Raw genomic sequence first — 23,453 nt, 5'->3', positions numbered from 1 at the left:
GGTAACCCAAGTTGTTGGACTACTGCTAAAGCTACACCACCTTTGGCTGTTCCGTCTAGTTTGGTTAATACTACCCCACTTAATTTCGCGGCTTCAGCAAATACTTGTGCTTGACGTAGACCATTTTGTCCCAGTGTGGCATCGAGAACCAGTAAAGATTCGATCCGAGCGGTGTTGGCTTGCTTATCGATAATTCGGCGGATCTTACTCAACTCGTCCATCAGATTTTTTTTGTTTTGCAATCTCCCAGCAGTATCGACTAATAATAACTCAGTATCGCGCGATCGGGCGGCACTAATCGCATCGTAAACTACGGCTGCGGGGTCGGTATTTTGTCCGGGGTTGGCAATTACTTCGATCCCGCTACGTTGACCCCACACTTTGACTTGTTCGACGGCGGCGGCGCGGAAGGTATCGCCAGCCGCAATCAGGCATTTATAACCCGAAGCCTGAGTCATGTGAGCGAGTTTACCAATAGTGGTAGTCTTACCCACTCCATTGACTCCGACAATCAACCAAATGTTTAGTTCGTTTTGGACGGGGAGAAATTCTTGGGTGTAGTTGGCTTGATAAGGTTTATCGAGTAAGTCGCGCAAAATCTGTTTGAGATAGGCGACAGCTTCTTCGGGGGGGAGAGATTCTTGGCGGAGTTTTGCCTGCAATGTCTCGATTACATAATCGGTAGCTTCGACACCAACATCGGCTTGGAGTAATAAAGTCTCGATCGATTCTACCGCATTGGCATTCAGCGGGCCTTGACCGATGAGAGCTTTAAATTGATTGACAAATCCGCGTCGAGTTTTGTCTAAACCCTGACGTAATTTTTTGAGCCAGTTAATCTCATCTAATGATACTTGCTCTGGAGTCCGTCCTTGGTCGGCGAGGACTTTAGCCGACCATAAGAAGTCGTCATCGAGGGCAATATCGGCGTTAGATGCCACTGGTTCGACAGTTTCGATTGCTGTAGCCTTGAGCTGTTCTAATCGCTGTTGGCGGTCGTCTCGCGCCCAAATGGGGATGTTTTCCTCCGCTTCAACAGCCAGAACGGATGGTGCGTCAACTGTTGTTACTGGCTCTGTCTCGGCGGCAATTTCTTCTAGATTCGACTCGCTCGGTTCGCTAGCTTCAGGTGCTGTTTCTACTACCGCTGGGGGTGCTTCCTGTTGTTGGATATTCTGATAAGCTGCTTTTGCCCAAGCTAAATAGTCGGTCGCAATTTCTTCATTGGCTATGACTGGTTCCGCTGCCGCTGGCTCTATTAGAGATTCTTCTGCTCCAGTAGATTCTTCTACCAGTTCGGGATCTGGTACTGGCTCAGATTCAGAGTTATCGAATTTGCGACGAAACCAATTAAAAACCATAATCGATTAGTTAGCTGTTGTTAAGTTAGGAGGTGAGCAAGATCTGTAAATTAAACGATCGACAGCTTAGGTGTCAAAAAAGTTAAGATATTTAGTAGAAGCTAAAATTATGCAGAATTTAGGTGTTCGATCGCACAATTTAGACCCCCGATTTGAGTTGTTCGGTAACTCGACGCAGCACCCCATTAATTAACTTACGTCCTTGGTCGTCACTATACCGCTTTGCGAGTTCGATCGCTTCATTAATGGCGATCCTTTCTTCCAAACCCAGATAGGCGATTTCGGTAACTGCCAACCGGAGAATATCTCGATCGATCTTTGGCAATCGACCTAGCTGCCAATCTACAATACTTTTACTCAAAAGTGTATCGATTCCGGCAGTTTCTTCGGTAGATTTGACCAATAGTTCGAGCGCGTAACTACGAACGTCAGGACGATTAAAATTATTGATGAGTTCGGGCATTTCTAAGGCTTGTCCGAGTCGGTCGATCGCTTTTTGAACTAATTCGATCGCTTCTGCGGTCATTACTCTAGCACTTTCCACGTCACTAGCTCTGGTTTGACTGTTTAAAAGTCGATCGTTACTGCGTTGTAATTCGGCGGTTGCGGCTTCTAGTGCTTCTTGGGTTTCTTCTCGCAGGGTAGAGATGGCGTTGAGCATCATCTCTTCTAGAGTTAACTGCAATTGGCGGGGTTGTGCTTGCGCTAACTTTTTTTGCGCCTTTGATAACTGAGGTAGGGCTAGCAGAGCCAACTCACGAGCGATAGTTTGAGCTTTCATAGACGCGATCGAATAGCAATTGCAAAGCCTCTTACTATACCACGATCTGTCATGGAAGTTTAGATCCAAATTTTATAGTTCGATCGACAGTGCTTGTAGTCGATCGTTGTACGATAAGAGCGGACAATTCTGATAAGATCGTGGGTGTCGCCTCAGTCAAAGAGCATCGCCATCGAGCAAGATGAATATGAAAATTCTAGTTGGTGCCAATAAATCGAGCGAATTTGTCAATTGGTTGCACGGTTTCATTAATCGGCAATTGATAATTGTATTTTTGACGATCTCACTCGGCTTATCTGGGTGTGTTAAGTACGATACTGGCATCAATTTTACGAATATTAGCGATGGCGAAATTGTCGAGCATATTCAACTGGGCGAACAATTAAATACTTTCAGTCAAAATGCTGTCAAAACTTGGATCGCCAGTATCAGACAGCGGACGATGCAAGCACAAGGACATTTAGAACGTTTGAGCGATCGTGAATATAAAGTTACAATTCCCTTTAATAATCCGCAAGAATTAGTAACCAAGATCGCTCGGTACTTCAATCCCAATTCGACTCAATCGGGAACTGGTCCGCAATTGAATTCACAGATGCAGATCGATCGCAGTAACTTTTTCTTAGTAATTAGGAATCATCTTACTTATGATATCGACCTGCGCGCGCTGTCGATCGATACTGTCGATGCTAAAATTTCAGTAGATGCAACTAATTCAGTCAATCTCAATTTTAGCATTTATAGTCCCTGGGGCGTAAAAAATATCGCCACCGATCGACAGGTGGTGACGATTGCGACAAGCGACCCCAACCAACTGACATGGCAACTCAAACCCGGTAGAGTCAACCATATCGATGCGATATTTTGGCTGCCGAATCCATTGGCTTTAGGAGCGGTAGTTATCGTGTTAATTAGTGCGATCGGTTACTATATTAAGTATCGTCAGTTACCCTGGCAACTAGCCTCAAAATAAGTTGTCATTTTGAGGATGTCACCTACTTATTTTCGCTTGTGAATTTAAACCTAGACACAGAAGACAATCAAAAGTTTGCTACATGGGGACTAATTGGTGTTTGTGCGATCGCAGTCTTCTTGCGGTTTTGGGGATTAGAGAGATTCAATGTCTTTGTATTTGACGAGATTTATTATGCTAAATTTGCTAATAATTATCTCACTAACACCAAGTTTTTCAATTCACATCCACCGCTCAGTCAATATTTAATTGCGATCGGAATTTGGATTGGCGATCGATTGCCGATCGGTCGAGATAATGTTAATGAATTGACTGGTTCGCTCCGCTCTACATTTAGCTATCGGTGGATGAATGCGTTATTTGGTTCGTTTATTCCACCGTTAGTTGCTGCTGTCGCTTATCAATTAAATCAACGGATGAGCTATGCTTTTATCGCAGCTTTATTTATTAGTCTGGATGGACTATTCTTAATCGATTCTCGCTATGCTTTAAACAATATTTTTTTAGTATTCTTTGGTGTATTAGGACAGCTACTAGTCTTAATAGCAATTAGAGCTAATCCAGATCGCCGCTTTTTATTACTACTCGGTGCTGGAGTTGCTTTTGGAGCATCAATCGCCTGTAAATGGAATGGATTGTGGTTTTTGCTTGGCATTTACATCTTAATATTTATTGCCAGAATCTGGAAAATAATTAAGTCCAAACTCTGGCAATTATCTGTACTTACTAATTCGCTGTTAGATGGACTTGCCGAGCTGCGACTCATTCAACTTTTTTTCAGTCTATTAATTGTCCCAGCTATAATCTATAGTTTATTATGGATTCCCCATCTAATTCAGAATCCTACACCCAATTTTATCGACGTTCAGTTGGCAATTCTCAACTACCATAAAGAGATAGGCAATGGTGCTGGCGTGCATCCTTACTGTGCGAATTGGTACACTTGGCCGTTGTTAATGCGCCCGTTAGCTTATTACTTTACCGAGTACAAAGACGACTATTTTTATGATGTCCATGCAATGGGCAATCCATTATTATGGTGGTTAGCTCTAGCAGCGGTTTTCGCTTCGATCTGGGTGATGATTAACCATGTTCGATCGACAATTAAAATCTTCAATATCGGTCGAGTCATTCCCATACCGATCGAAGAAATAAATCTCGATTATATTACCATTCCTTTATTTGTATTTGTTAACTATGCCGCAAATTTACTCCCATGGGTGAGAGTAACTCGGTGCCTGTACATTTATCATTACATGGGTGCCGTTTTATTTGCAGTTATGGGGTTAGCCTGGTTTGTCGATATTTGGCTGCGGAGTAATTCTAAATTATTGCAAGCATTAGGATTGACGACAATTTTCGGTGTCGCGGCTAGTTTTGTATTTTGGTTGCCCGTATTTCTAGGATTATCGATCGAAAGAACCGCTTTAAGTCTGCGACTCTGGGACTTTTGGATCTTTAATTGGATTTAAGATTATCGCGCAAAAAAGGGCAATTCATGAATTGCCCCTACTTTTTTGCGCGCTTTGCTAATTTGGTAATTGAATCCCTCTAATCGATAGATCCAGCAGTTCGATCGGGTGTAAAATTTTAGTCTGATGTCCTTGTAATTCTAAATGCTTGGCAATTTGGAGCGTACAACCAGGATTTGCCGAGGCAATAATTGTCGCCCCAGTATTGACGAGATTTTTAACTTTCTGCGCTCCAAGCTCGTTAGCTGTTTCTGGCTGGAGCATATTATAAACACCCGCGCTACCGCAACATAATGCCGCATCTAAAGGTTCTGTCAGCGACACATTGGGGATTTGTTTGAGCAGTTGACGGGGTTGGATACTAATTTTTTGTCCGTGTAATAAGTGACAAGCATCTTGATAGACGAGCGCGAGTGGTTCGACAGAAATTGGCGATAGTGGCGTAGTCAGTTTAATTTCTGCTAAAAATTCTTGAACGTCCTTAACTTTAGCCGAGAAATCGATCGCTTTTTGAAGATATTCAGGATCGTCTTGGAGCAATTCGCCATATTCTTTTAAAGTATGTCCGCAACCCGCAGCATTAATAATAATTGCATCGACATTCGTATTCTCAAACCGATCTATCATCTCTCTGGCAAGAGTTTTGGCTTGCTCTTCTTCCCCTTGGTGGTGCGGTAGCGCGGCACAACAGCCTTGAGCTGGCGGAATCACAATTTCGCAACCATTAGCTGTTAACACTCTGACTGTAGCCTGATTGACGCGATCGAAGAATAACTTTTGTACGCAACCTAAAATCATCCCCACGCGATATCTTTGCGTGCCCTGAGCGGGAATTAATGCTGGAAGGGTATCTTGAAATGTGCTGAGGGATAATTCGGGTAAATTTGACTCCATCCCCGCTAAATGGGGCGAGACTTTCTCGATAATTCCCGTCTGGCGGACGAGTTTTTGCAAGCCAAGTTTCTGATAAATAAATAGTGGAATCAGCAACAACCGCAGCCGATTGGGGTAAGGAAATAACCCAAATATAAATTGTCGATACAACCGCTCTACAAATGGGCGGGGATGATTGCGGGCGATTTGCGATCGCATCGACGTAATTAGTTTATCGTACTGCACTCCTGACGGGCAGGTAGTGGTGCAAGCCAAACAACCGAGGCAACTATCAAAATGACTGACAACCGTAGGTGTGAGGTCAATTTTGCCCTCATTCAGAGCATCCATCATGTAGACTCTCCCCCGTGGCGAATCCATCTCTGTCCCTAGAATCCGATAACTGGGGCAAGTGGAAAGGCAAAACCCACAATGCACGCAAGCATCGATGAGTTTCGGTTCCGGTGGATGTTGGGTGTCGAGTGTGGGAGATTGCATGGGGTGTGGGAGTGTGAGAGCTGTGGCGATCGCCTATAATGATTTTGACATTTTCAGATCGAGTTTGCCATCGATACAGCAATTATCAATATGAAAATTGAGACCGGATCTGATGCTGGTTTTTAAAAATAAAACTGCTGCAACCCCGATCCTGTCGTCAACTATTGCCAAGATTGAAGCGATAAAATAGCGTAATAGTTTCAAATTGAGAATTGCTGCCATCGATATTGATGCTTGAAGGCTCGTTTATTTTTGTGGCTCCGAGTTGGTGGTAATTTGTGCGACGATTTTGTAAATAGCCTTCGTAATTGCGGTAAGTTCGGCGGGTTGAATAATGTATGGCGGCATCGTGTAAATCAGTCGCCCAAACGGACGCAACCATATGCCCTCTTCGACAAAGCACGGCTGAATCGTTTGCATATCCACTGGGTCATGCAATTCTACCACCCCGATCGCGCCTAATACTCGCACATCCTTAACAGCAGCTAAACTCCGACACGGCTCTAATTCTGCTTTAAGCTGAGACTCGATCGATCGAATCGTAGATTGCCAATCGTAACTTTCGAGCAGGGCTAAATTTTCGACAGCCACCGCACAAGCCAATGGATTCGCCATAAAAGTTGGGCCGTGCATAAATACGCCCGCTTCACCCACCGCAAAACTGGCACTAATTTCTCGCGTCGTCAGCGTCGCAGCAAGAGAGATAAAGCCCCCAGACAGTGCCTTACCCACACATAAAATGTCTGGACAGATCCCTGCATGTTCGCAGGCAAACATTTTGCCCGTGCGACCAAAGCCAGTAGCAATCTCATCTAAAATCAGCAAAACATCGTACTGTTCGCATAATGCCTTGGCTTGGCGTACATATTCTGGATGATAAAAGCGCATCCCCCCAGCATTTTGGACTACTGGCTCAAAAATCGCCGCTGCGATGCGATCGTGATGTGCAGCTAGTAAAACAGCAAAACTCTCAATATCCCGCTCTTGCCAGTCATCCTCGAAGGTAATCTGCGGTGCATCGGCGAAATATTGCTGAGTCACTAGATTGCGAAACAGATGGTGCATTCCATTCACCGGATCGCAAACTGACATGGCGGCAAAGGTGTCCCCATGATAGCCATTTCGCATGGTCAGAAAACCTTGCTTCTGGGGCAAGCAACGATTGTACCAATATTGCACCGCCATCTTCATTGCAACTTCCACCGCCACTGAGCCAGAGTCACAGAAAAACACCTGCTGGAGTGCTGCGGGTGTAATCTCAATTAACTTCCTAGTCAAATCCACGGCTGGCTGGTGAGTCAAACCGCCAAACATGATATGTGACATGCGATCGATCTGAGCATGAGCGGCTTGGTTTAAGCGGGGATGGTTATAGCCATGAATACAAGTCCACCATGACGAGATCCCGTCGATTAGAGTTCGACCATCCATTAATTGAATATATACGCCCTGTGCTGATGCAACTGGAAATACTGGTTGCAAATTCGGCATGGCTGCATAAGGATGCCAAACATGCAAGCGATCGAAATCGATGAGTTGCTGTAAAGATTGCATGGAGAAGTGTGCAGGCTGGTACTAACGCAAGTTGCTAGTTTTTGAGTGTGGGGAGTGTGGGGAGTGTGGGGAGTGTGGGGGGAAAAACGAAGGAACGCAGTTCCAAAACCTAAAACCTAAAACCTAAAACCTAAAACCTAAAACCTAAAACCTAAAACCTAAAACCTAAAACCTAAAACCTAAAACCTATCTCACCACCCATTTCCAGAGTGGATGAGAGCTGCCTTGCTTGCGAATTTGACAAACTTTAGCGATTAATTGCTGGCGTTCTTTTTTTGGCAATCCCCAAATTAGGTTGCGACTTTGCCAGCACAAAGTACCCGTCATCATTCCCACGCACAAACACAACCCAAACGCCGGAAGCGGCTGAAACGCCAGTCCGTATTTCACTGTTGCCCAGGTAAAACATTCTTGAGCCAGACTAATTGGATAGCGTAATTCCCACAGGCTATAAGCACCGACAGTCAACCATAACAAGCCAATTACGCTCCATCGCCAATAGACAGTCAGACGATAGAGATTATTGATTTGGTTTTTAAAAACTGGGTCGAGTTCGATTTCGGGATCTGAGGCAGATCCCGAATCTTGAGATAGATTCGCTTTAGACATCAGCTCACATCTTGCATCAAAAAAAAGCTACTAGTGGATAGCGAAAAGTGCGTTCTTGGGCGCGAGCTTTGTGGGGGAAGCTTCCCCCACAAACGTCGCTTGGTTCCCCCTGTCTTGTCTTGTCGTTTTCTTATTCGGGGGGAACCCTAGACATAAAAACGCCGCTGTCGCACTTATTTTGACAACTGGGCGGGTGACCCGACCAGTGGGGAACCCGTCCAAAAGTGCGCCGCAAGTGAAGCACCTTTTCAAGAAAGTGAATAGTTAAGATTCAGAACTAACTGTTGTTGGTGTGGGGTTATCTGGATGATTTGCGCGCCACCAACCAAACAGAGTACTAGCGATGAAGATACTCGAATACGCTCCAGCCGTAAAGCCGATAATTAAGCACAGGGCAAAATTCTTGAGCGTTTCGCCACCGAATAAGTAGATCGAGAATAAGGTAAGCAGAACTGTCAGAGTGGTATTGATCGATCGAGACATTGTTTGGTTGACGGCATCGTCTACAATTTTATCGATCGGTTGGTCGGGACTGAGGCTAATTACTTCGCGAATCCGATCGTAAATAACCACCGTATCGTTAACAGAAAAACCGATAATTGTCAACAAAGCGACGACGAATAAGCTATCGATTTCTGTACCGCTAACTAGACCTAAAATCGAAAAAACTCCCGTCGTAATCAGTACATCGTGAAACAGAGCGATGAAGGCGAAGAAGGCGTAGTCAAATCTGAATCGGAAAGTTAGATATAACAAAATCAATCCGAACGATAATAAAATTGCAATCAGACCATTTTGGAATAGTTCTTGTCCGAGTGTAGCCCCGACTTTTAGCACATTACGTCGTTCGGGATCGAGGTTGCCAATTTTACTACTAAGAGCAGCTTCTAACTTGTCGATCGCATCGGTTTCGAGGTATTTAGTGGCGATCGATAATCCGGTAGAATCTTTACCAGCTACTTGAATGATCGCATCAGAAATCCCTTGACTTTTAACTAATTCGCGAACGGCAACGATATCGATCGGTTTACAATTATTAACGACCTTGCAATCTAGTCCATACTCTAGTTTCGAGCCACCTGTAAAGTCTAATCCTCTGCGTAAGGGCGATCCAATTAGGGGATTAGTCCACGATAAAATCATCGAGATAATTCCTGTCAAAATAATCGTGCTAGATAACAGCCACCACCATTTACGTTGTTTGGTAACACTGAATTGCTTCATAGGGAATAGGGGAGTAAGGAGTAAGAAGTAAGGGACTGGGGAAAATTAAATCACTATTCACTATTCACTATTCACTTACTTAGTTGCTAAGTTAGGTATATTTGGTGCAAATAGTTGAGGTTTTTTACGTAAGATTGGAAAACCCAAGACTAATAACAGCAATAGCGTGCGAGTACAGGTGAGCGAGGTAAAGAAACTTAATGCTACCCCGACGGCGAGAGTAACGGCGTATCCTTTTACCAATCCCGAACCGAGGAAAAATAACGCACCGCAGGAAATTAAGGTAGTGACATGACTGTCTAAAATACTATCGAAAGCACGGTGAAAGCCAGACTCAACGGACTTGTATAACGTTTTACCATCACGCAATTCTTCACGAGTGCGCTCGAAGATTAACACGTTGGCATCTACCGCCATCCCAATACTCAGAATAAATCCAGCAATCCCTGGGAGCGTCAAAGTTACTTCTAAGATGTTAAAAGCTGCTAACGACAAGAGAGTGTAGATAACCAGCGCAATATCGGCAACTATTCCAGGTAATCGGTAATAGACACCCATAAAAATCGCAACTAACCCCAATCCGCCCAACCCAGCGTAGATACTGCTCTGAATGCTGTCTCGCCCCAACGTTGCACCTACAGTCCGGTTCTCGACGATTTTAACGGGCACTGGGAGCGAGCCGCCACGTAGTTGAACTGCTAACTCGCTAGCTTTTTCTGTCGTAAAGTTACCTGTAATTACAGCTTTACCGCCAGCAATCCCTGTCGCGGCAAATTCAGCCTTGACAGTTGGAGTACTAATTGGATCTTTATCGAGAAATACGCCGATCGATCGACCAGTTCCTGCTAAATTTTTAGTAAGGTTGGCAAAAGCATCGCCGCCAGCACCATCAAATTCGAGCGCGACTTCCCAGCCGTCAGAGCCGACTGGCTGGGGGTTGGCATATTTAAGCTGTTTGCCACTAATCGCCGCCTTGCCAAATAATTTACCGATTTCAATCTGTTGTTTTTCGATTGTGGCTTGATTTTCGGCGATCGCAACTTTATCTGTGGATTTGGTTTTTTTGAAGTCTTCTTGCTGTTTTTTAGCAGCTTCAAGTATGGCTAATTCTGCGCCCAATTGTCCTTCTGTTCCGGCTTGTTGTTCGCGGAATTCTAGTTGTGCGGTCTCGCCGAGGACTCTTTCTGCTTGTTGTGGATCGTTGACCCCTGGTAATTGGACTAAAATTTTATTACCACTAGCAGATTGAATTAAAGCTTCGGCTACCCCCAAACCATTAATCCGATTTTCAATTACTTTTTGAACTGCTTCCGAATCGGACTGGGTAATGACTGGGTGTTCTTTAGTTTCTTTAATCTGAAGAGTCAGCTGCGAACCGCCTTGTAAATCTAATCCTAAGCGCATTGGCTTATTGACTAGCAAGATAATTGCACCGATGACTAGGGCGATAATTAAGCCTAAAATAACTCGCTGTTTTTGCATAATAAATCTAAATTAGTTATTTCTAATAATCGGGGGGATGGTTGATTTTTGCGAACTTTGGCTTTATTTAGGCTTAATTGTCCGATTTTCGATAACTTCGACAGGAACTGGTAACGAACCACTACGAAGTTGGATTGCCAGATCGTTGGCAGTTTCAGCAGTAAAATTACCTGTAATTACGGCTTTGCCTCCTGTAATTCCCGTGGTAGCAAATTCAGCACTGACAGTAGGGGTACTAATGGGGTCATTATCGATGAAGACACCGATCGCACGACCAGTTCCTGCTAATTTTTTAGTTAGTTTGGTAAAAGCTTCGCTACCAACATCATCAAATTCGATCGCAATTTCCCAGCCTTCGCTGGATAATGGTTGTGGGGCAGCATTTCTAAGATTCCCACCAGAGAGTGCCGCTTTGCCAAATAGTTTACCAATCTCAGTATATTGCTGCTCGATCGCGGCTTGATTTTCCAAGATTGCTGATTTGTCTGGAGCTTGAGACTTTTTGAGGATGGCTTGCTGCTCTTTGGCGGCAGTCAGTACCGCCAGCTCTGCACCCAGTTGTCCTTCTGTCCCAGCTTTTTGTTCGCGAAATTCGAGTTGAGCGGTACCACCTAAAATTCGCTGCGCTTGTCGAGCATCTTTAACACCAGGTAGTTGAACTAAAATTCGATTGTTATCGAGAGATTTAATGTAAGCATTCCTTACACCTAAGCCATTAACCCGACCTTCAATTACCCTCTGAACAACCTCTCGATCTGCCTCAGATATTTGTGGATGCTGCTTGGTAGGCTTGAGCTGCATCGTCAGTTGCACTCCGCCTTGACGATCTAGACTCGATCGATCTAGATTACAACTTGCAGATGCAATCGCAATGAGTGGCAGGATAATGAGGTAGGAGATCGCAAGCTGTGTTCGCACGGTTAATTTAGAAATTTAATTACCTTTAAATTTAATTGAGAATTAGGAGCGGAAAAATGCCAAGGCATCAATCTCTCCCTTCTCAACTTCCTGCTGTTACAGTCTGCCATCAACCATTTTTTCGATCGCTTCGGCAATCTGGGGCGGCTGAATAATCGTCAGGTATTCTAACTTTCCATTATAAGGAGTCGGAATATCTTGTGACGACATCCGCAGCACAGGAGCATCTAACTCATCAAAGAAATGGTCGCTAATCGAAGCGACGAGTTCAGCACCAATCCCGCCAGTTCGCATACACTCTTCAACAATGATGACTTTATGCGTCTTTTTAATTGATGCGCCAATTGTTTCTAAATCTAGAGGTTTGAGCGAAATTAAATCGATAATTTCCGGATCGTAATCTTTCCCGGCTGCTTCTAAGAGTTTCATGGCTTGGGTGCAGTGGTGGCGCATTCGCGAGTAGGTTAGCACCGTCACATCTTTACCAGGACGCACGATTTCGGCTTTATCGAGGGGGAGTAAATACTCTTCATCGGGTAGGTCTTCTTTGAGGTTGTAGAGTAATACATGCTCGAAGAATAACACCGGATTTTCGTCTCTAATTGCGGCTTTGAGCAATCCTTTGGCATTGCGAGGAGTCGAACAGGCCACGATTTTCAAACCAGGAACGGCTTGGAAATAAGCCTCCAGGCGTTGGGAATGTTCCGCACCCAATTGTCTACCCACACCACCAGGGCCGCGAATCACCAAGGGAATTGTAAAATTACCACCAGAGGTATAACGCAACATTCCGGCATTATTAGAAATCTGGTTGAAGGCAAGGAGCAAAAAGCCCATGTTCATTCCTTCAATAATCGGGCGTAACCCTGTCATGGCAGAACCGATCGCCATTCCCACAAAACTATTTTCGGCGATCGGCGTATCTAAAATCCGCATCTCTCCATATTTCTGATACAGATCTTTGGTGACTTTGTACGAACCGCCGTAGTGTCCGACATCTTCACCCATCACATATACCGCTGAATCCCGCGCCATCTCTTCATCGATCGCAGCTCGGAGGGCATTAAAAAATAGAGTTTCTGCCATGCTAGGTTTACAACACTTAAATTTCTCAGATCTCACTCTAACAGAATTAGGGGATAGGGAATAGGGGATAGGGAATAAGGATTAGGGGCATTTGGTGGTGGGAGATAGAATTTGCAAAAGTGGTATAATTCACATACCGCAAACGTTTGCACACTCGATAACGATTGCTGATTAATACTGTCTTTGAGCAATAGGTTCTTGCCAAATGGTCGCTTTACAAGAACATTTTCCACGACTTACCCCTATCGAATATCTGGAGTGGGAAGAGCAACAAGAATTCCGACATGAGTATGTCGATGGTGAAGTCTATGCTATGACTGGCGGGACTCTCAACCATAGCGAAATTGCTGGTAATTTCACTGCCATCCTTAAAAATCACTTACGCGGTTCGGGTTGTAAGGTGTTTAATTCCGATGCTAAGGTACAGATTTTGGAATCTAATTCCTACCTTTATCCCGATGTTAGCGTTACCTGCGACGATCGCGATCGCCGTGCTACCAAATTTATTAGTTATCCTTGTCTGATTGTCGAAGTCCTATCACCCAGTACCGAAGCTTACGATCGAGGTGATAAATTCGCACTTTATCGACGTTCTATAACCTTACAGGATTATGTGTTGGTGAGTACTAATGCGATGAGAGTGGATCTCTATCAACGAAACGAACGCGGCAGATGGGAAATTCTATCTTCTGATGCTGGCGATACTATCGAGCTTCCAAGTGTGAATCTGAGCGTACCAGTAGCACAGATCTATGAAGATATAGTTTTCAGCGTAGAGGCATAATTCAGCCATGTGAGGATTTTGGATCTAATAATTTCGACGGATAGTTCGATTTGTCAAATTTCGTGGTATGCTCCAAACAAGATAAATACCCCGAAACACAATGAAACAATTTACCCCCCGAAATCGCTAAAACTCTTGTACTGACTAGCTTTTCAGATCTGTCTGTACTTGTTGTTGCTCCCGATCAAGCTGTCGTACTTGATTTTGAAAGCTTAGCTCAAAACAATACTGCTGTTAATAATGTGGGAACTAGTTATACAGAAGATGGTTTTACAGTCAGTCAAGTTGGCACTCAATCAAGTTCACTCGCGGTTTGGGGTAATCAATCGACTTTTTATCCAGGCTCGACAGCTCTTTTCAACAATGCTTCTGGTGGAGTCACTCGTTTAACTCAAGTAGGTGGTGGCGCATTTACACTCTCATCGATCGATCTGGTGGATCTTTTTAATGAGCCTAGATCAACACCAGTCACTTTTACTGGTCTGAAAGCTGACACCACCACCATCACTCAAAACTTCACCACAAGTGAAATCGGTCTAACAACTTTTAACTTCACCAACTTCACTAATTTAGTTTCTGTCGATTGGGATCAGGTTTTCCCATTCCATCAGTTTGACAATATTAATGTCAGTGCCAGCAATTCCAAATTCAAAAATCTAGGAGGAGTTGGCTGCCCGATTAGAGGTTGAGCCATAAAGCATGAAATCAATCAAGGATGACCAACTCTCAAAAAGCAAATATTTGGTAAGACTGAGGAGATCTTGAAAAAACCCTTTACGAGTACCGCGCTGGTGACGAATCTGTTGGTAGGCAAGATCTGTTAAATGCAAAACAGTATGAAAGAGAAACGCCAACAGGTTAAGCGTCAGTAAACAAGACGCTAAATGCTCTTGTCCATGACCAAAGTTATGCTCCAGATGATATCCCTTTGTTTTGAGAACATTATGATTTTCATTTTCTGTCTTCCACCGACATCGACCAGCAGCAGCAAACAAGGGTACGCTCTGTTCATTTAACTCATGACGGGTAACAAATGCGTTTTCATATAATATTTTCCCATCTGATTCACGGGTGTGAATTAGTTTACACCAATTGACCTCAATAGCTGGCTGTGAGGCTCTTAGAGGAATACCATTGACATATTGATAGCTATACAATTCTCTCGAATTCTTATTCCACTGTTTCACTTCTAGCTTGGTTACTGCTTCAATACCATCCAAGTATTTTAACCAGTCATAAAGCGCGGTGTGAGACGTTTCTAGACAGGTAAAGATAAAGTTCATTCCCGATGAGAGAATCTCTTCACACATTGGTTGGTGACTGTAGAGATCGTCTCCCAGCAGGGTGACTGTTTGTCCCTTAAATTCGGCCGCGTGATGTTTGAGCCACCGTTTAGCTGCGGCCACTTCGCAATCTTGTTTCTCCTGCCCATCTTGAGGAGTAATAAATTCTGGGGCTAAGGAAATTACTTGAGATTGCCCAGGGGCGACAATTACAGGCAGAATAGCACTGTGAAAATATGTCACTGTGCCATTTTTGTGAGTCCGGCTCGAACAACATTTACAGTTCAACTTATGAGAATTAAAATACTGAGTTCCATCCAGCGCAATCAGTATTCCGCCTAGATACTGGAACGGCTTTAAATGTCCATCCCGCTTCAACGCTTGATAAACGCAATTGAATACTGATGACAACGAGGTCGCTGGAATTCCGTCTAAAATGTTCCGCATTTGCTGCACTGTTGGCACTTCCATCATGCCAAACAGTGTAGTCGCATTACTTTTGCCCTGATTACTCTCCATGTGCCTTTGGTGCTCCAAAAAGGATTCACTTTGCATGAAGAAGACTGAGAACGCTCCTAAGACCGCATCCAGAAGGCTATATTTAGTCGCATTACTGGCAAGGCGTGGGTCTTTCATCCCCAGAATAGCTCGATTCAAATATTCGAGCAGGGCGATAAAACTCAGCTTCATTGGCTCCATCATGCTTCTCTTGTTGAAGTCCTTCTATTTTCCTGCTCGCCCTACCCCGTTGTCAAAATCTGAATTTGGAATTGCTGTGTCAGTGCGGCTAGTGCTACTGCCGTTCCCGAACCATTTACGGTATTAGGAACGCTCTTCGGTGCGGGATATGGTGTCGCGATCAAGCGGAAGTTAGCTAAAGCCAAGCTAGATAGAGAAGATATCTCATAGATACGCCCGATCCTTAACCTATTGGTGTGGACAGGAACCCGACTTCGAGAAGTCGGGTTTCTTGCATTCAGTTATTGTCGATACCATCCAATTTGGTTAAGAGTTACCCTGTCCAGTGATATGCCGCATGATGATATCGAACTTAGCATTCAATTCCCGTACTTCGCCTGTCAAACTGTCAAATCGTTGATTCATCGAAGTTTCTAACGCGTCAAATCGCCGATCTATTTGCTCTTCAACCACGTCAATTTCCTCATAGACGCGATTGAAAGAATCGTTTAATTCTCTCCATGTTACCTGTGTGTCTTCAAGTCTACTCACTCTTCGATCGAGTCTTCTGATCGATTTAATTAAATCTGTATCTTCTGGTTCTCTGGCTTGTGTCATGGCGACTCATCGCAATTGATTTTTTAGACATCCGCACGAGTGCTTAATTCGGTCAGCGTCGCTATTTATATTTTATCTCGATCGCCTCGATCTGCTAGATCTAGAATTGGGCACCAGGTTTTAAAATCCAAAATGGCATGACAACACCTGTATGGTGGGGAAAACCGGACGAATTTAGATTTAATTCCGATCGAGTACTGTCCTGATTTGGGGATAGCGGTAGTGTATATTCAAACAAAGATGAAGATGAGACCAGTTAAAGTGCATTACCTGGGGTTGCTATATCGACCAATATCTAAATCAATTTGAGAGTGAGTGCCAAACGTGGAAGATCGATTGCCGTTATTAATCCAAAAACAACTCGATGCAATAATTCGACGACATCCGCCCCTATTTCCGTGGGAAACAAAACTTGAAGAGTATGAGACAAACGAGAATGAATCTGGGCACCCTAAACCTAGTATCCCAACTCCATCGCCCGAACCTAGTAGCGATAGCTAGTAGTTAGTTGCCAGTGGGTGGAGCCAACTATCGTTGATTTTGCTATTATGCCCACATTTGCCCGACAACAACCAAATTCGCTGCTGGCGAAAATTCAGCATCAGATGGCAAAAATGCCCAAAACTGCACCAGAGGACTCGTTGCTGTTGCGGGTGCTGGTACAGTCGATGGTAGTGGTGGGCATTATCGCCACCGATGTCGCTGCGGAGACTCAAATGAGTTTATGGGCGATTCCGTTGAGTATTGCTGGATCTGCCTGGAGTTGGTACCATCGTCGCGGTCATAATATTGGGGCTAAATTTGGTTTAGCATTGGCAATGCTAGGGGCGTTAGGTTATTTTGTAGCGAATCTGGTGGGGAGTCTGAACGATACGCGGCTGGTATTAGCCGAGTTATTGGTGCAAATGCAGGTAATTCACACCTTCGATCTACCGCGCCGTAAGGATTTGGGCTATTCGATGACGATCGGTTTAATTTTAATTAGCGTTGCGGGTACTTTGAGTCAAACATTGACATTTGCGCCGCTATTGCTACTATTTTTAACGATCGCAATTCCGGTATTATTTCTCGACTATCGATCGCGTCTCGATCTTAGCCCATTGACAATTTCTAGCCCTAGCGAGATTACCAAGATCGGGTTACCTTGGCGAAAGTTGGCGCAATTACTGGGGATAGTCTTGAGCATCGGATTGGTAATTTTCGCTCTGATGCCGCGTTTTCCAGGCTATCAGGGTTCGCTCCCCGTCAGCGCGCCGATTAAATACGAACGACAGAAATTTGATGTGAGGGGCATTAATAATCCCGGCTATCAGCGCAAGGGGAAAGGGGGAGGTACGGGAGATCTCCAAATCGATGGCAAAGGGGGTAATGGTAACGGCGACGGAATGCTAGACGATACTTTTTACTATGGATTTAACTCGCAGATCGACCAAAATCTGCGGGGAGCAATGAAGCCCAAAGTAGTTATGCGCGTGCGTTCTCAAGCTCCAGGCTTTTGGCGCGCCTTAGCATTCGATCGGTATACTGGTAAAGGCTGGGAAATTTCTTGCAACGATAAAACCCGCAAAGTGCGTCGCCCAGAATGGGAATATAAATTTACGCTCGGTTATCCACCTCGAAATATTAAAACCAAGCAAATCATTCAAAGTTATACCGCTTTAGAAGATTTGCCCAATATCATTCCGGGAATGTCGGCGATTGGTGAGTTATATTTTCCCACCTCAGAAATTGCGATGGATTTAGAAGGAACGCTCCGATCGCCGATCGGTTTACAGCCCGGATTGACTTATACTGTCGTATCGCACGTACCATATCGCGATCGGGAATTACTCGATGCCGCCAGTACCAAATATCCTCAAGATATCATCGACCATTATCTGCAAATTCCCGATGCGATCGCACCCAAACTCCAAACATACACCCAAAATTTAGTCGATCGATCGTCCCAACAGCAAGTCGGCAAAGATAGCCCTGCCTTAGTATCCAACTACGCTAAATCGCTCTACCTCGCCCAATATCTCAAACAACATTATCGCCTCCCCGCCGACCCAATGGCACTCGATCGCATTCCAGATGGTGAAGATTTAGCCAACTGGTTCCTATTCCGCTGCGAGGGTAAATCGACTAGTTGCCAAACTGGGGGCTATGCCGACCATTTTGCCACCACCTACACGATGATGTTACGCTCGATCGGGATTCCCGCTCGATTAGTCGTCGGTTTCGATGCTGGTAAATTCAATCCCTTCACCGGATTTTACGAGGTTTCCAACACCGATGCACACGCCCTCACAGAGGTCTATTTCCCTAATTATGGATGGTTTGCCTTCGATCCAATTCCAGGGCATCCCTTGACCCCGCCAGGTGCCGATGAAGACCAAACCTTTGGCGCGCTTCAACAAATTTGGAACTGGGTAGCGAGTTGGCTGCCATCGCCAGTTACTGCTTGGTTAGCTCAAGTTTGGTCGTTAACGCTCGGTTGGCTGGTTGTGGGACTTGCCTGGTTTTTTAGCCTGTTTTCTCAAGGCTGGTTGGGAATCTTTAGCGGTAGCGCGATCGCGATTACGATTGCTTTTTGCTGTTGGTGGGGATGGCAACAATTTACAAGCTGGAAACACCGACAATGGTTGCGAAAATTATCGCCAGTCGAGCGAATTTATCAGCAAATGTTAGCTAAATTAACAGCAGCAGGTTTTCCCAAACATCCGGCTCAAACGCCCTTAGAATATGCTCGATCGATCCAAACTAATTGCTCTGTTTCAATTAGCGGCTTAGTTATCGAAATATCTCAAGCCTATACAGCTTGGCGATATGGAGCTGAAGCCCAACGACTCGATCGATTACAGGAATTACTAATAACTCTCAAAAAAGTATCGAATAAGTTACCATAAAGGTTCTTTGTCTGGAGATAGATCGCGATTGGAGCTTTTTTGCTTCCTGGGGAGATCGGAGGCGGTGAGTTTAAGTGAATATTGAATCGGCAGATCGCTATCGGAAACTAAAACAAATTCATGATAGCCATTGCGAGTAGTTTTACCAGACCAATTTTTAGTTTGGGAATCTGTTAGTATCGCTGGCAGTTTAGATGTGGGCGGATAAATCGATAGTTTAGTCGATGAATTAGTTTGCAGATCGATCGCGATATCTTGACCGCGTACTAAACTCGCAACATACGCCTTACCGTCGCCCGGTTGAAGCGTGCCGCTGACTGTGCCGCTATTCCCGCCGATCGGAAAGACAATTTCATCGGTGGCTTGTTTGGAGGCGATCGCCTGGACGCGATCGAACATTGTTGCCTGGTAAATTTGTCCGATTGGGGTATTGAGAAATTGGTTTAATTTCAATCCTAATTTGTCGGCTGAGTAATCGGTAATCGATCGATATTTAGCATTAGTGAGATCGATTAATGTCCGTTTGCTCAGATGTAATTTATTAATTTGCGATTCCCAACTCGATCGATCTGCCGCTGTATAAGTACCGATTTTTTTGACAGCATCGGTGCTGAGTTGGCGATCTAATTTATCGCCTAATTCACTGGCAATTGTATCTAGCTGAGATTTTGCTTGACTGTCGCTAGTATTATTTGCCTGGGTTTTACCATACACCTGTTTGACTGCGTCGCCATAAGCTTGGATATTTACCCCTTTGGCAGTTAAGGCTGCTGGGATTGTTGGGGTAATTGAAGTTGTGGCGGTAGTTGGCTCAATCGATCTGGTACTAGTTTGACTGGGCGTGGCTACTGGAGCGATCGAGCTATTGGGTGAGCGAGGTGATTCCGATCTCTTAGGCATCAGACTGGCAACCAACCAACCCAATCCAATCGCCCCGACGACTGCCGCAATTGTCATCCAAGTTTTACCGACAATTGCCATCAGGGAAGATTTGGGCTTGGTGGATAATGTCGGCGGGATAATTTGCGGCGGGTTGGGCGTAACAACGACAGTCGGAATCTGCGATTGGGCATTTTGTCCCGGTGCGGTCTGGGTGGCGGCTGCCTGGGCAGTAACTACCGTCGGCTTGAGATTCTCTGTTTTTCCCGATTGGAGAGCTGTGAGGACATCCTGAGCGGATTCAAAGCGATCGTTGGGGCGGAGTTGGAGCATTCGATCGAGAATACTGCCTAAGTTGGGGTTGAGGCTGATATGTTCGCGCCAGTTCCAGGTAAAATTTTGAGGGTCGATCAGATCTGGTGGTTCTTTGCCCGTAAGTAAGACTAAGGATGTCGCGGCGAGGGCGTATAAGTCGCTGTGGGGAAAGACTACACCCCGTTGCATTTGCTCGTTAGGTGCATAGCCAATTTTACCCAATCGCGTTGGTACCTCACTATTGCCCACATTACCAGGCATATACTGAGTGGCGGCATTGACGGCGACTTGTTTGACACCGCCAAAATCGATCAGTACTGGCAAGCCATCGCTAGCGCGGGAAATTAAATTATCCGGCGAAATATCGCGGTGAATGACTCCCACCGAATGAATATAACTGAGTACTGGTAAAATCTGGATCAGAAATTTGGTAATTTCCGCTTCGGTAAATGTGTGCCCCCGTGCGGTTTTTTGGCGGAGCAGTTGCTGGTAGTTTTCGCCAGCAACATAATCTTGAACTAAAAATAATAGTCCCACACCCCCACGATTGACGCGAAACATTTCCCTAAACATCGGGATCTGGGGATGTTGCAATTGGTACATTACTCCAGCTTCGCGCTCGAATAATTGTTGGGCTTTGGTGAGTAGAGCCGTACCATGCACTTGCGGCGCAAATTCTTTAAGCACACACGGTTCGTTAAAGCGATTGACATCTTCGCATAGATAAGTCCGCCCGAATCCACCTTGACCGATTTCTTTGGTAATCCGATACCGATCTCCAAGTGTTACACCCACTGTCATCGCACTATTGACAGGGGCAACCAGCGGACTGCCACAGGATTGACAAAAACGGTTGCTGTCAGGGTTTTCGTGTCCGTTAGGGCAGAATATGGTCATTGGGGGAGTGGGGGGAGTGTGGAGTGTGGGGGGGTGTGGGGAGTGTGGGGGGAGAAAAACCTAAAGCCTATTCCCTATTCCCCTAAAGCCTAGCCCCCAGATCTTCAAATAGTTTATCGAGTTGGGGTAATAATTCATTATCTAGATATGCTTGAGTTTGCTGCTGAATTTGACTGAGAGATCGCTCGATCGATTCATTGACGATATCTAATAGTCGATCGCAGGAAACAGCATATTTTAATTGGGTAGGTTTTTCGCCATCATTATTCCGGTCGAACAACCCAGTCGGACGCACACAAACTTCACTATAAATTAATTCTTGTTTGGGATTGAATCTTTCACCCATACTTACAAAATAAAAGCGATCGACGATCTTTAACGTTAATCGCTCTGTTTGGATAAAGCTATTAACGTACTCGGTGCTAATGATTTTTCTAGCCTTAGCTAGTGGCTGAATCCGATCGCCGATCGTTTGTTGCAACTGACTCAAACACGAATCGACTCGATCGACTGTCATTTGCTTCTCGGTCTTCAATTGACCTTTAATTTCAGTCTCAATATAAGTTAGGACTGATTCGATAAATACTTCAGCATCTTTTTTAAAATCAAATTGCAGCACGCCAGTCGAACTAAACTCTAATTTAGACTTAAACCAATGAACTGGGTGTCGAGGCGGAAAGCCCCGTTCGTCTTCCATGTTTTCAATATGAGCGGTCATCACTCGTTGTAAAAATGGCATTCTTTCCTGTTCTTTTAATAACAGAAATTGCCGAAATGATTTACTCAATCGATCTCGAATTTCCTGTAAATCGATTTTGATATCCGCATTTAAAGTCTGCTCTAATCGATCGATATCCGCCAGACTTTGCGCGCGCAAAGCAACCAGATCGATCTCTACGGCTAGCTCGGCAGTAGATTTATTTTCGACAGCATTCACATCAATAACTTTACTACTATCCATAAAGGTTGCCTCTTGAATCTTAAAATCTAGACATAGTTCTCACCAATTCAGGTGGCAGTTTTGGAGTTAACCTAAATTGCTCCCTACCATAGTACCAGTGACTCCAGTCGCGTTACCAGTTACCGAGTCTACCGATGCAGACCGAGCAAAGAGTCACAAATGTTGTAGTCTTTATTTTAGCCTAATCTTTTCCTCAAGTTGACAAACAATCGATCGACCGACTCTAAATTTTTCTGCCCTGGCGAGACTTCTACCCCGCTGGAAAGGTCGATCCCATCGGGTTGGATCTGACTCAATGCCATGCAAATATTATCGGGAGTTAAGCCGCCAGCTAACAGCCACGGAATACTGGGTTTAAATGCCACTAACTGTTGCCAATCGAGTGTTTGTCCCGTACCGCCGAGCGCGTCGGGATGATAAGCATCGAGCAGCAACCCATCGACGACTTGGCTATAGGCTTGAATAGAGTCTAGATCGCTAGTACTGCGAACGCGCCATGCCTTGATAATTTCGGTATCTGGTAAAGCTTGGCGTAATTCTTGGCAAAACTCAACGGGTTCCATACCATGCAGTTGGACGGTATGAAGATTTGTCAATGTGACGACATGAGCGATCGTCGTCACCGAAAAATCGGCAAAAACACCCACTGTATTCGCCACTGAAGCTAGCTCTGAGACGATCGGCACCAGTTGAGTCAAATTTAGATAACGAGGCGAACTAGGCACGCAAATAAAGCCCAAATCGGTGGCTCCTAGCTTGGCGATCGCATCTCCTTGTTCGACGGTGGTAATCCCACAAATTTTAATTCGCATGAGTATTCTTCACAATTTAAGGAAAGTGCTGTAATAATTAGTTGCCATCTTAAAGTGCGATCGGGTGTCTAAAATTTTGTCAACCAACTCAATCATTGCCGCTATTCCCCATACCGAACCGTGGTGCTTGAATACTGTAATAATTATGATTATTTGTAATACTGCGGCAATCGCGATCGCCGCAGCTATTCCTCACCGAAATCCAATCAGCACTCCAAATTCACCTAATATTGCGGGTATCGATTTAGCGACACTAATTGCCGCCATGAGTTTCGGACACATTCTGGGAGTTGGCTTCTCACTCGGACTCACCAATTTAGGGATAATTTAATTTAGGGAATAGGCTTTAGGCTTTAGGTTTTAGGTTTTAGGGGGTAACCCTGTTAAGGTGAATACTTGTAATAAGCGTAGCGGTAGACGATAAATACTGGTGGTTTGCGGGTTTTACTGGTGGGGGCAGAACCCGGATCTGGGGGTTGTCTTGATGCGCTAAACCGTTGGGTTCCC

Annotated in this window: 22 protein-coding genes; 7 read left to right on the top strand and 15 right to left on the bottom strand. The window is 44.8% G+C overall.

What is annotated here, in order from left to right; all coding sequences use genetic code 11:
* The coding region (ftsY, locus tag RMO79_RS15430) for a signal recognition particle-docking protein FtsY (protein ID WP_310484062.1) at positions 1–1,361 on the bottom strand (1,361 nt) is incomplete at its 3' end.
* 139 nt (positions 1,362–1,500) lie between these two features.
* Entirely contained in the window at positions 1,501–2,142 is a 642-nt protein-coding gene (gene nusB / locus RMO79_RS15425) for a transcription antitermination factor NusB (protein WP_310484061.1), read from the bottom strand.
* Between the two features lie 187 nt (positions 2,143–2,329).
* Between nusB and RMO79_RS15420 the strand changes: the two genes are divergently transcribed.
* Together RMO79_RS15420 and RMO79_RS15415 are read left to right on the top strand one after the other, a co-directional pair.
* Positions 2,330–3,115, top strand: a complete 786-nt coding sequence (locus RMO79_RS15420) for a DUF3153 domain-containing protein (protein ID WP_310484060.1) — start codon at positions 2,330–2,332, stop codon at positions 3,113–3,115.
* Positions 3,116–3,153: 38 nt separating this feature from the next.
* Positions 3,154–4,587, top strand: coding sequence for a phospholipid carrier-dependent glycosyltransferase (locus tag RMO79_RS15415; RefSeq protein WP_310484059.1), 1,434 nt, complete (start codon positions 3,154–3,156; stop codon positions 4,585–4,587).
* Positions 4,588–4,644: 57 nt separating this feature from the next.
* On the opposite strand, the gene RMO79_RS15410 is transcribed toward RMO79_RS15415, so the two are convergent.
* The 8 genes from RMO79_RS15410 to RMO79_RS15375 form a co-directional block, all read right to left on the bottom strand.
* On the bottom strand, positions 4,645–5,958 hold the full coding sequence (locus RMO79_RS15410) for a (Fe-S)-binding protein (protein ID WP_310484058.1): 1,314 nt from the start codon (positions 5,956–5,958) through the stop codon (positions 4,645–4,647).
* Between the two features lie 33 nt (positions 5,959–5,991).
* The gene (locus RMO79_RS15405) at positions 5,992–6,180 is read right to left on the bottom strand and encodes a hypothetical protein (RefSeq protein ID WP_310484057.1); all 189 of its coding nucleotides are present in this window, start codon (positions 6,178–6,180) and stop codon (positions 5,992–5,994) included.
* A 24-nt stretch (positions 6,181–6,204) separates the two neighbouring features.
* Positions 6,205–7,512, bottom strand: coding sequence for an adenosylmethionine--8-amino-7-oxononanoate transaminase (gene bioA / locus RMO79_RS15400; RefSeq protein ID WP_310484056.1), 1,308 nt, complete (start codon positions 7,510–7,512; stop codon positions 6,205–6,207).
* Between the two features lie 186 nt (positions 7,513–7,698).
* The gene (locus RMO79_RS15395) at positions 7,699–8,121 is read right to left on the bottom strand and encodes a hypothetical protein (protein ID WP_310484055.1); all 423 of its coding nucleotides are present in this window, start codon (positions 8,119–8,121) and stop codon (positions 7,699–7,701) included.
* Positions 8,122–8,385: 264 nt separating this feature from the next.
* Positions 8,386–9,345 (bottom strand): protein translocase subunit SecF, encoded by a 960-nt coding sequence (secF, locus tag RMO79_RS15390; protein ID WP_310484054.1) that lies wholly within the window; start codon positions 9,343–9,345, stop codon positions 8,386–8,388.
* Between the two features lie 75 nt (positions 9,346–9,420).
* Complete coding sequence (secD, locus tag RMO79_RS15385; RefSeq protein WP_310484053.1) at positions 9,421–10,827, bottom strand: protein translocase subunit SecD; 1,407 nt, start codon at positions 10,825–10,827, stop codon at positions 9,421–9,423.
* Between the two features lie 63 nt (positions 10,828–10,890).
* Complete coding sequence (gene secD / locus RMO79_RS15380; protein ID WP_310484052.1) at positions 10,891–11,745, bottom strand: SecDF P1 head subdomain-containing protein; 855 nt, start codon at positions 11,743–11,745, stop codon at positions 10,891–10,893.
* A gap of 96 nt (positions 11,746–11,841) precedes the next feature.
* A complete protein-coding gene (locus RMO79_RS15375) occupies positions 11,842–12,831 on the bottom strand; it encodes an alpha-ketoacid dehydrogenase subunit beta (RefSeq protein ID WP_310484051.1) in 990 nt (329 codons plus the stop codon).
* A gap of 205 nt (positions 12,832–13,036) precedes the next feature.
* On the opposite strand from RMO79_RS15375, the gene RMO79_RS15370 reads away from it, so the two are divergent.
* Together RMO79_RS15370 and RMO79_RS15365 are read left to right on the top strand one after the other, a co-directional pair.
* Entirely contained in the window at positions 13,037–13,615 is a 579-nt protein-coding gene (locus RMO79_RS15370; protein WP_310484050.1) for a Uma2 family endonuclease, read from the top strand.
* 242 nt (positions 13,616–13,857) lie between these two features.
* Positions 13,858–14,304 carry a hypothetical protein gene (locus RMO79_RS15365; protein WP_310484049.1) on the top strand — a complete coding sequence of 149 codons (447 nt, stop codon included), beginning with the start codon at positions 13,858–13,860 and terminating at the stop codon, positions 14,302–14,304.
* Here RMO79_RS15365 and RMO79_RS15360 read toward each other — a convergent pair.
* Positions 14,272–15,597: an ISNCY family transposase gene (locus tag RMO79_RS15360; RefSeq protein WP_310484064.1), complete on the bottom strand. Its 1,326-nt coding sequence runs from the start codon at positions 15,595–15,597 to the stop codon at positions 14,272–14,274. The two genes, RMO79_RS15365 and RMO79_RS15360, sit on opposite strands and share 33 nt — an antisense overlap.
* A 63-nt stretch (positions 15,598–15,660) precedes the next feature.
* Here RMO79_RS15360 and RMO79_RS24610 point away from each other — a divergent pair, with 63 nt between their 5' ends.
* A complete protein-coding gene (locus RMO79_RS24610; protein ID WP_396136607.1) occupies positions 15,661–15,807 on the top strand; it encodes a PEP-CTERM sorting domain-containing protein in 147 nt (48 codons plus the stop codon).
* Positions 15,808–15,903: 96 nt separating this feature from the next.
* Here RMO79_RS24610 and RMO79_RS15350 read toward each other — a convergent pair whose 3' ends face one another.
* Positions 15,904–16,194, bottom strand: a complete 291-nt coding sequence (locus RMO79_RS15350) for a hypothetical protein (RefSeq protein WP_310484047.1) — start codon at positions 16,192–16,194, stop codon at positions 15,904–15,906.
* 548 nt (positions 16,195–16,742) lie between these two features.
* Here RMO79_RS15350 and RMO79_RS15345 point away from each other — a divergent pair.
* Positions 16,743–19,082 (top strand): DUF3488 and DUF4129 domain-containing transglutaminase family protein, encoded by a 2,340-nt coding sequence (locus tag RMO79_RS15345; RefSeq protein WP_310484046.1) that lies wholly within the window; start codon positions 16,743–16,745, stop codon positions 19,080–19,082.
* On the opposite strand, the gene RMO79_RS15340 is transcribed toward RMO79_RS15345, so the two are convergent.
* From RMO79_RS15340 to RMO79_RS15330, 3 genes are all read right to left on the bottom strand, one after another.
* On the bottom strand, positions 19,074–21,173 hold the full coding sequence (locus tag RMO79_RS15340; RefSeq protein WP_310484045.1) for a serine/threonine-protein kinase: 2,100 nt from the start codon (positions 21,171–21,173) through the stop codon (positions 19,074–19,076). The genes RMO79_RS15345 and RMO79_RS15340 overlap by 9 nt on opposite strands.
* A gap of 82 nt (positions 21,174–21,255) precedes the next feature.
* Entirely contained in the window at positions 21,256–22,134 is an 879-nt protein-coding gene (locus RMO79_RS15335; protein ID WP_310484044.1) for a hypothetical protein, read from the bottom strand.
* 176 nt (positions 22,135–22,310) lie between these two features.
* The gene (locus RMO79_RS15330; protein WP_396136606.1) at positions 22,311–22,946 is read right to left on the bottom strand and encodes a phosphoribosylanthranilate isomerase; all 636 of its coding nucleotides are present in this window, start codon (positions 22,944–22,946) and stop codon (positions 22,311–22,313) included.
* Between the two features lie 76 nt (positions 22,947–23,022).
* Here RMO79_RS15330 and psaK point away from each other — a divergent pair, with 76 nt between their 5' ends.
* Positions 23,023–23,277, top strand: coding sequence for a photosystem I reaction center subunit PsaK (psaK, locus tag RMO79_RS15325; RefSeq protein WP_310484043.1), 255 nt, complete (start codon positions 23,023–23,025; stop codon positions 23,275–23,277).
* Positions 23,278–23,453 lie beyond the last annotated feature (176 nt).

Origin of the sequence: Chamaesiphon sp. VAR_48_metabat_403 (genome assembly GCF_031422475.1) — a bacterium.
In the GTDB taxonomy this organism is placed as follows: Bacteria; Cyanobacteriota; Cyanobacteriia; order Cyanobacteriales; family Chamaesiphonaceae; genus Chamaesiphon.
Note: the sequence above shows the minus strand (reverse complement) of the source record. Positions and strands in the feature narration are given on the sequence as shown.

What these genes read in the sequence shown, in the direction of transcription:
- nusB (WP_310484061.1), bottom strand. Translation starts at nt 2,142, where the DNA reads ATGAAAGCTCAAACTATCGCTCGTGAGTTGGCTCTGCTAGCCCTACCT.
- RMO79_RS15420 (WP_310484060.1), top strand. Translation starts at nt 2,330, where the DNA reads ATGAAAATTCTAGTTGGTGCCAATAAATCGAGCGAATTTGTCAATTGG.
- RMO79_RS15410 (WP_310484058.1), bottom strand. Translation starts at nt 5,958, where the DNA reads ATGCAATCTCCCACACTCGACACCCAACATCCACCGGAACCGAAACTC.
- RMO79_RS15405 (WP_310484057.1), bottom strand. Translation starts at nt 6,180, where the DNA reads ATGGCAGCAATTCTCAATTTGAAACTATTACGCTATTTTATCGCTTCA.
- bioA (WP_310484056.1), bottom strand. Translation starts at nt 7,512, where the DNA reads ATGCAATCTTTACAGCAACTCATCGATTTCGATCGCTTGCATGTTTGG.
- RMO79_RS15395 (WP_310484055.1), bottom strand. Translation starts at nt 8,121, where the DNA reads ATGTCTAAAGCGAATCTATCTCAAGATTCGGGATCTGCCTCAGATCCC.
- secF (WP_310484054.1), bottom strand. Translation starts at nt 9,345, where the DNA reads ATGAAGCAATTCAGTGTTACCAAACAACGTAAATGGTGGTGGCTGTTA.
- secD (WP_310484053.1), bottom strand. Translation starts at nt 10,827, where the DNA reads ATGCAAAAACAGCGAGTTATTTTAGGCTTAATTATCGCCCTAGTCATC.
- RMO79_RS15375 (WP_310484051.1), bottom strand. Translation starts at nt 12,831, where the DNA reads ATGGCAGAAACTCTATTTTTTAATGCCCTCCGAGCTGCGATCGATGAA.
- RMO79_RS15370 (WP_310484050.1), top strand. Translation starts at nt 13,037, where the DNA reads ATGGTCGCTTTACAAGAACATTTTCCACGACTTACCCCTATCGAATAT.
- RMO79_RS15360 (WP_310484064.1), bottom strand. Translation starts at nt 15,597, where the DNA reads ATGGAGCCAATGAAGCTGAGTTTTATCGCCCTGCTCGAATATTTGAAT.
- RMO79_RS15350 (WP_310484047.1), bottom strand. Translation starts at nt 16,194, where the DNA reads ATGACACAAGCCAGAGAACCAGAAGATACAGATTTAATTAAATCGATC.
- RMO79_RS15345 (WP_310484046.1), top strand. Translation starts at nt 16,743, where the DNA reads ATGCCCACATTTGCCCGACAACAACCAAATTCGCTGCTGGCGAAAATT.
- RMO79_RS15340 (WP_310484045.1), bottom strand. Translation starts at nt 21,173, where the DNA reads ATGACCATATTCTGCCCTAACGGACACGAAAACCCTGACAGCAACCGT.
- RMO79_RS15335 (WP_310484044.1), bottom strand. Translation starts at nt 22,134, where the DNA reads ATGGATAGTAGTAAAGTTATTGATGTGAATGCTGTCGAAAATAAATCT.
- RMO79_RS15330 (WP_396136606.1), bottom strand. Translation starts at nt 22,946, where the DNA reads ATGCGAATTAAAATTTGTGGGATTACCACCGTCGAACAAGGAGATGCG.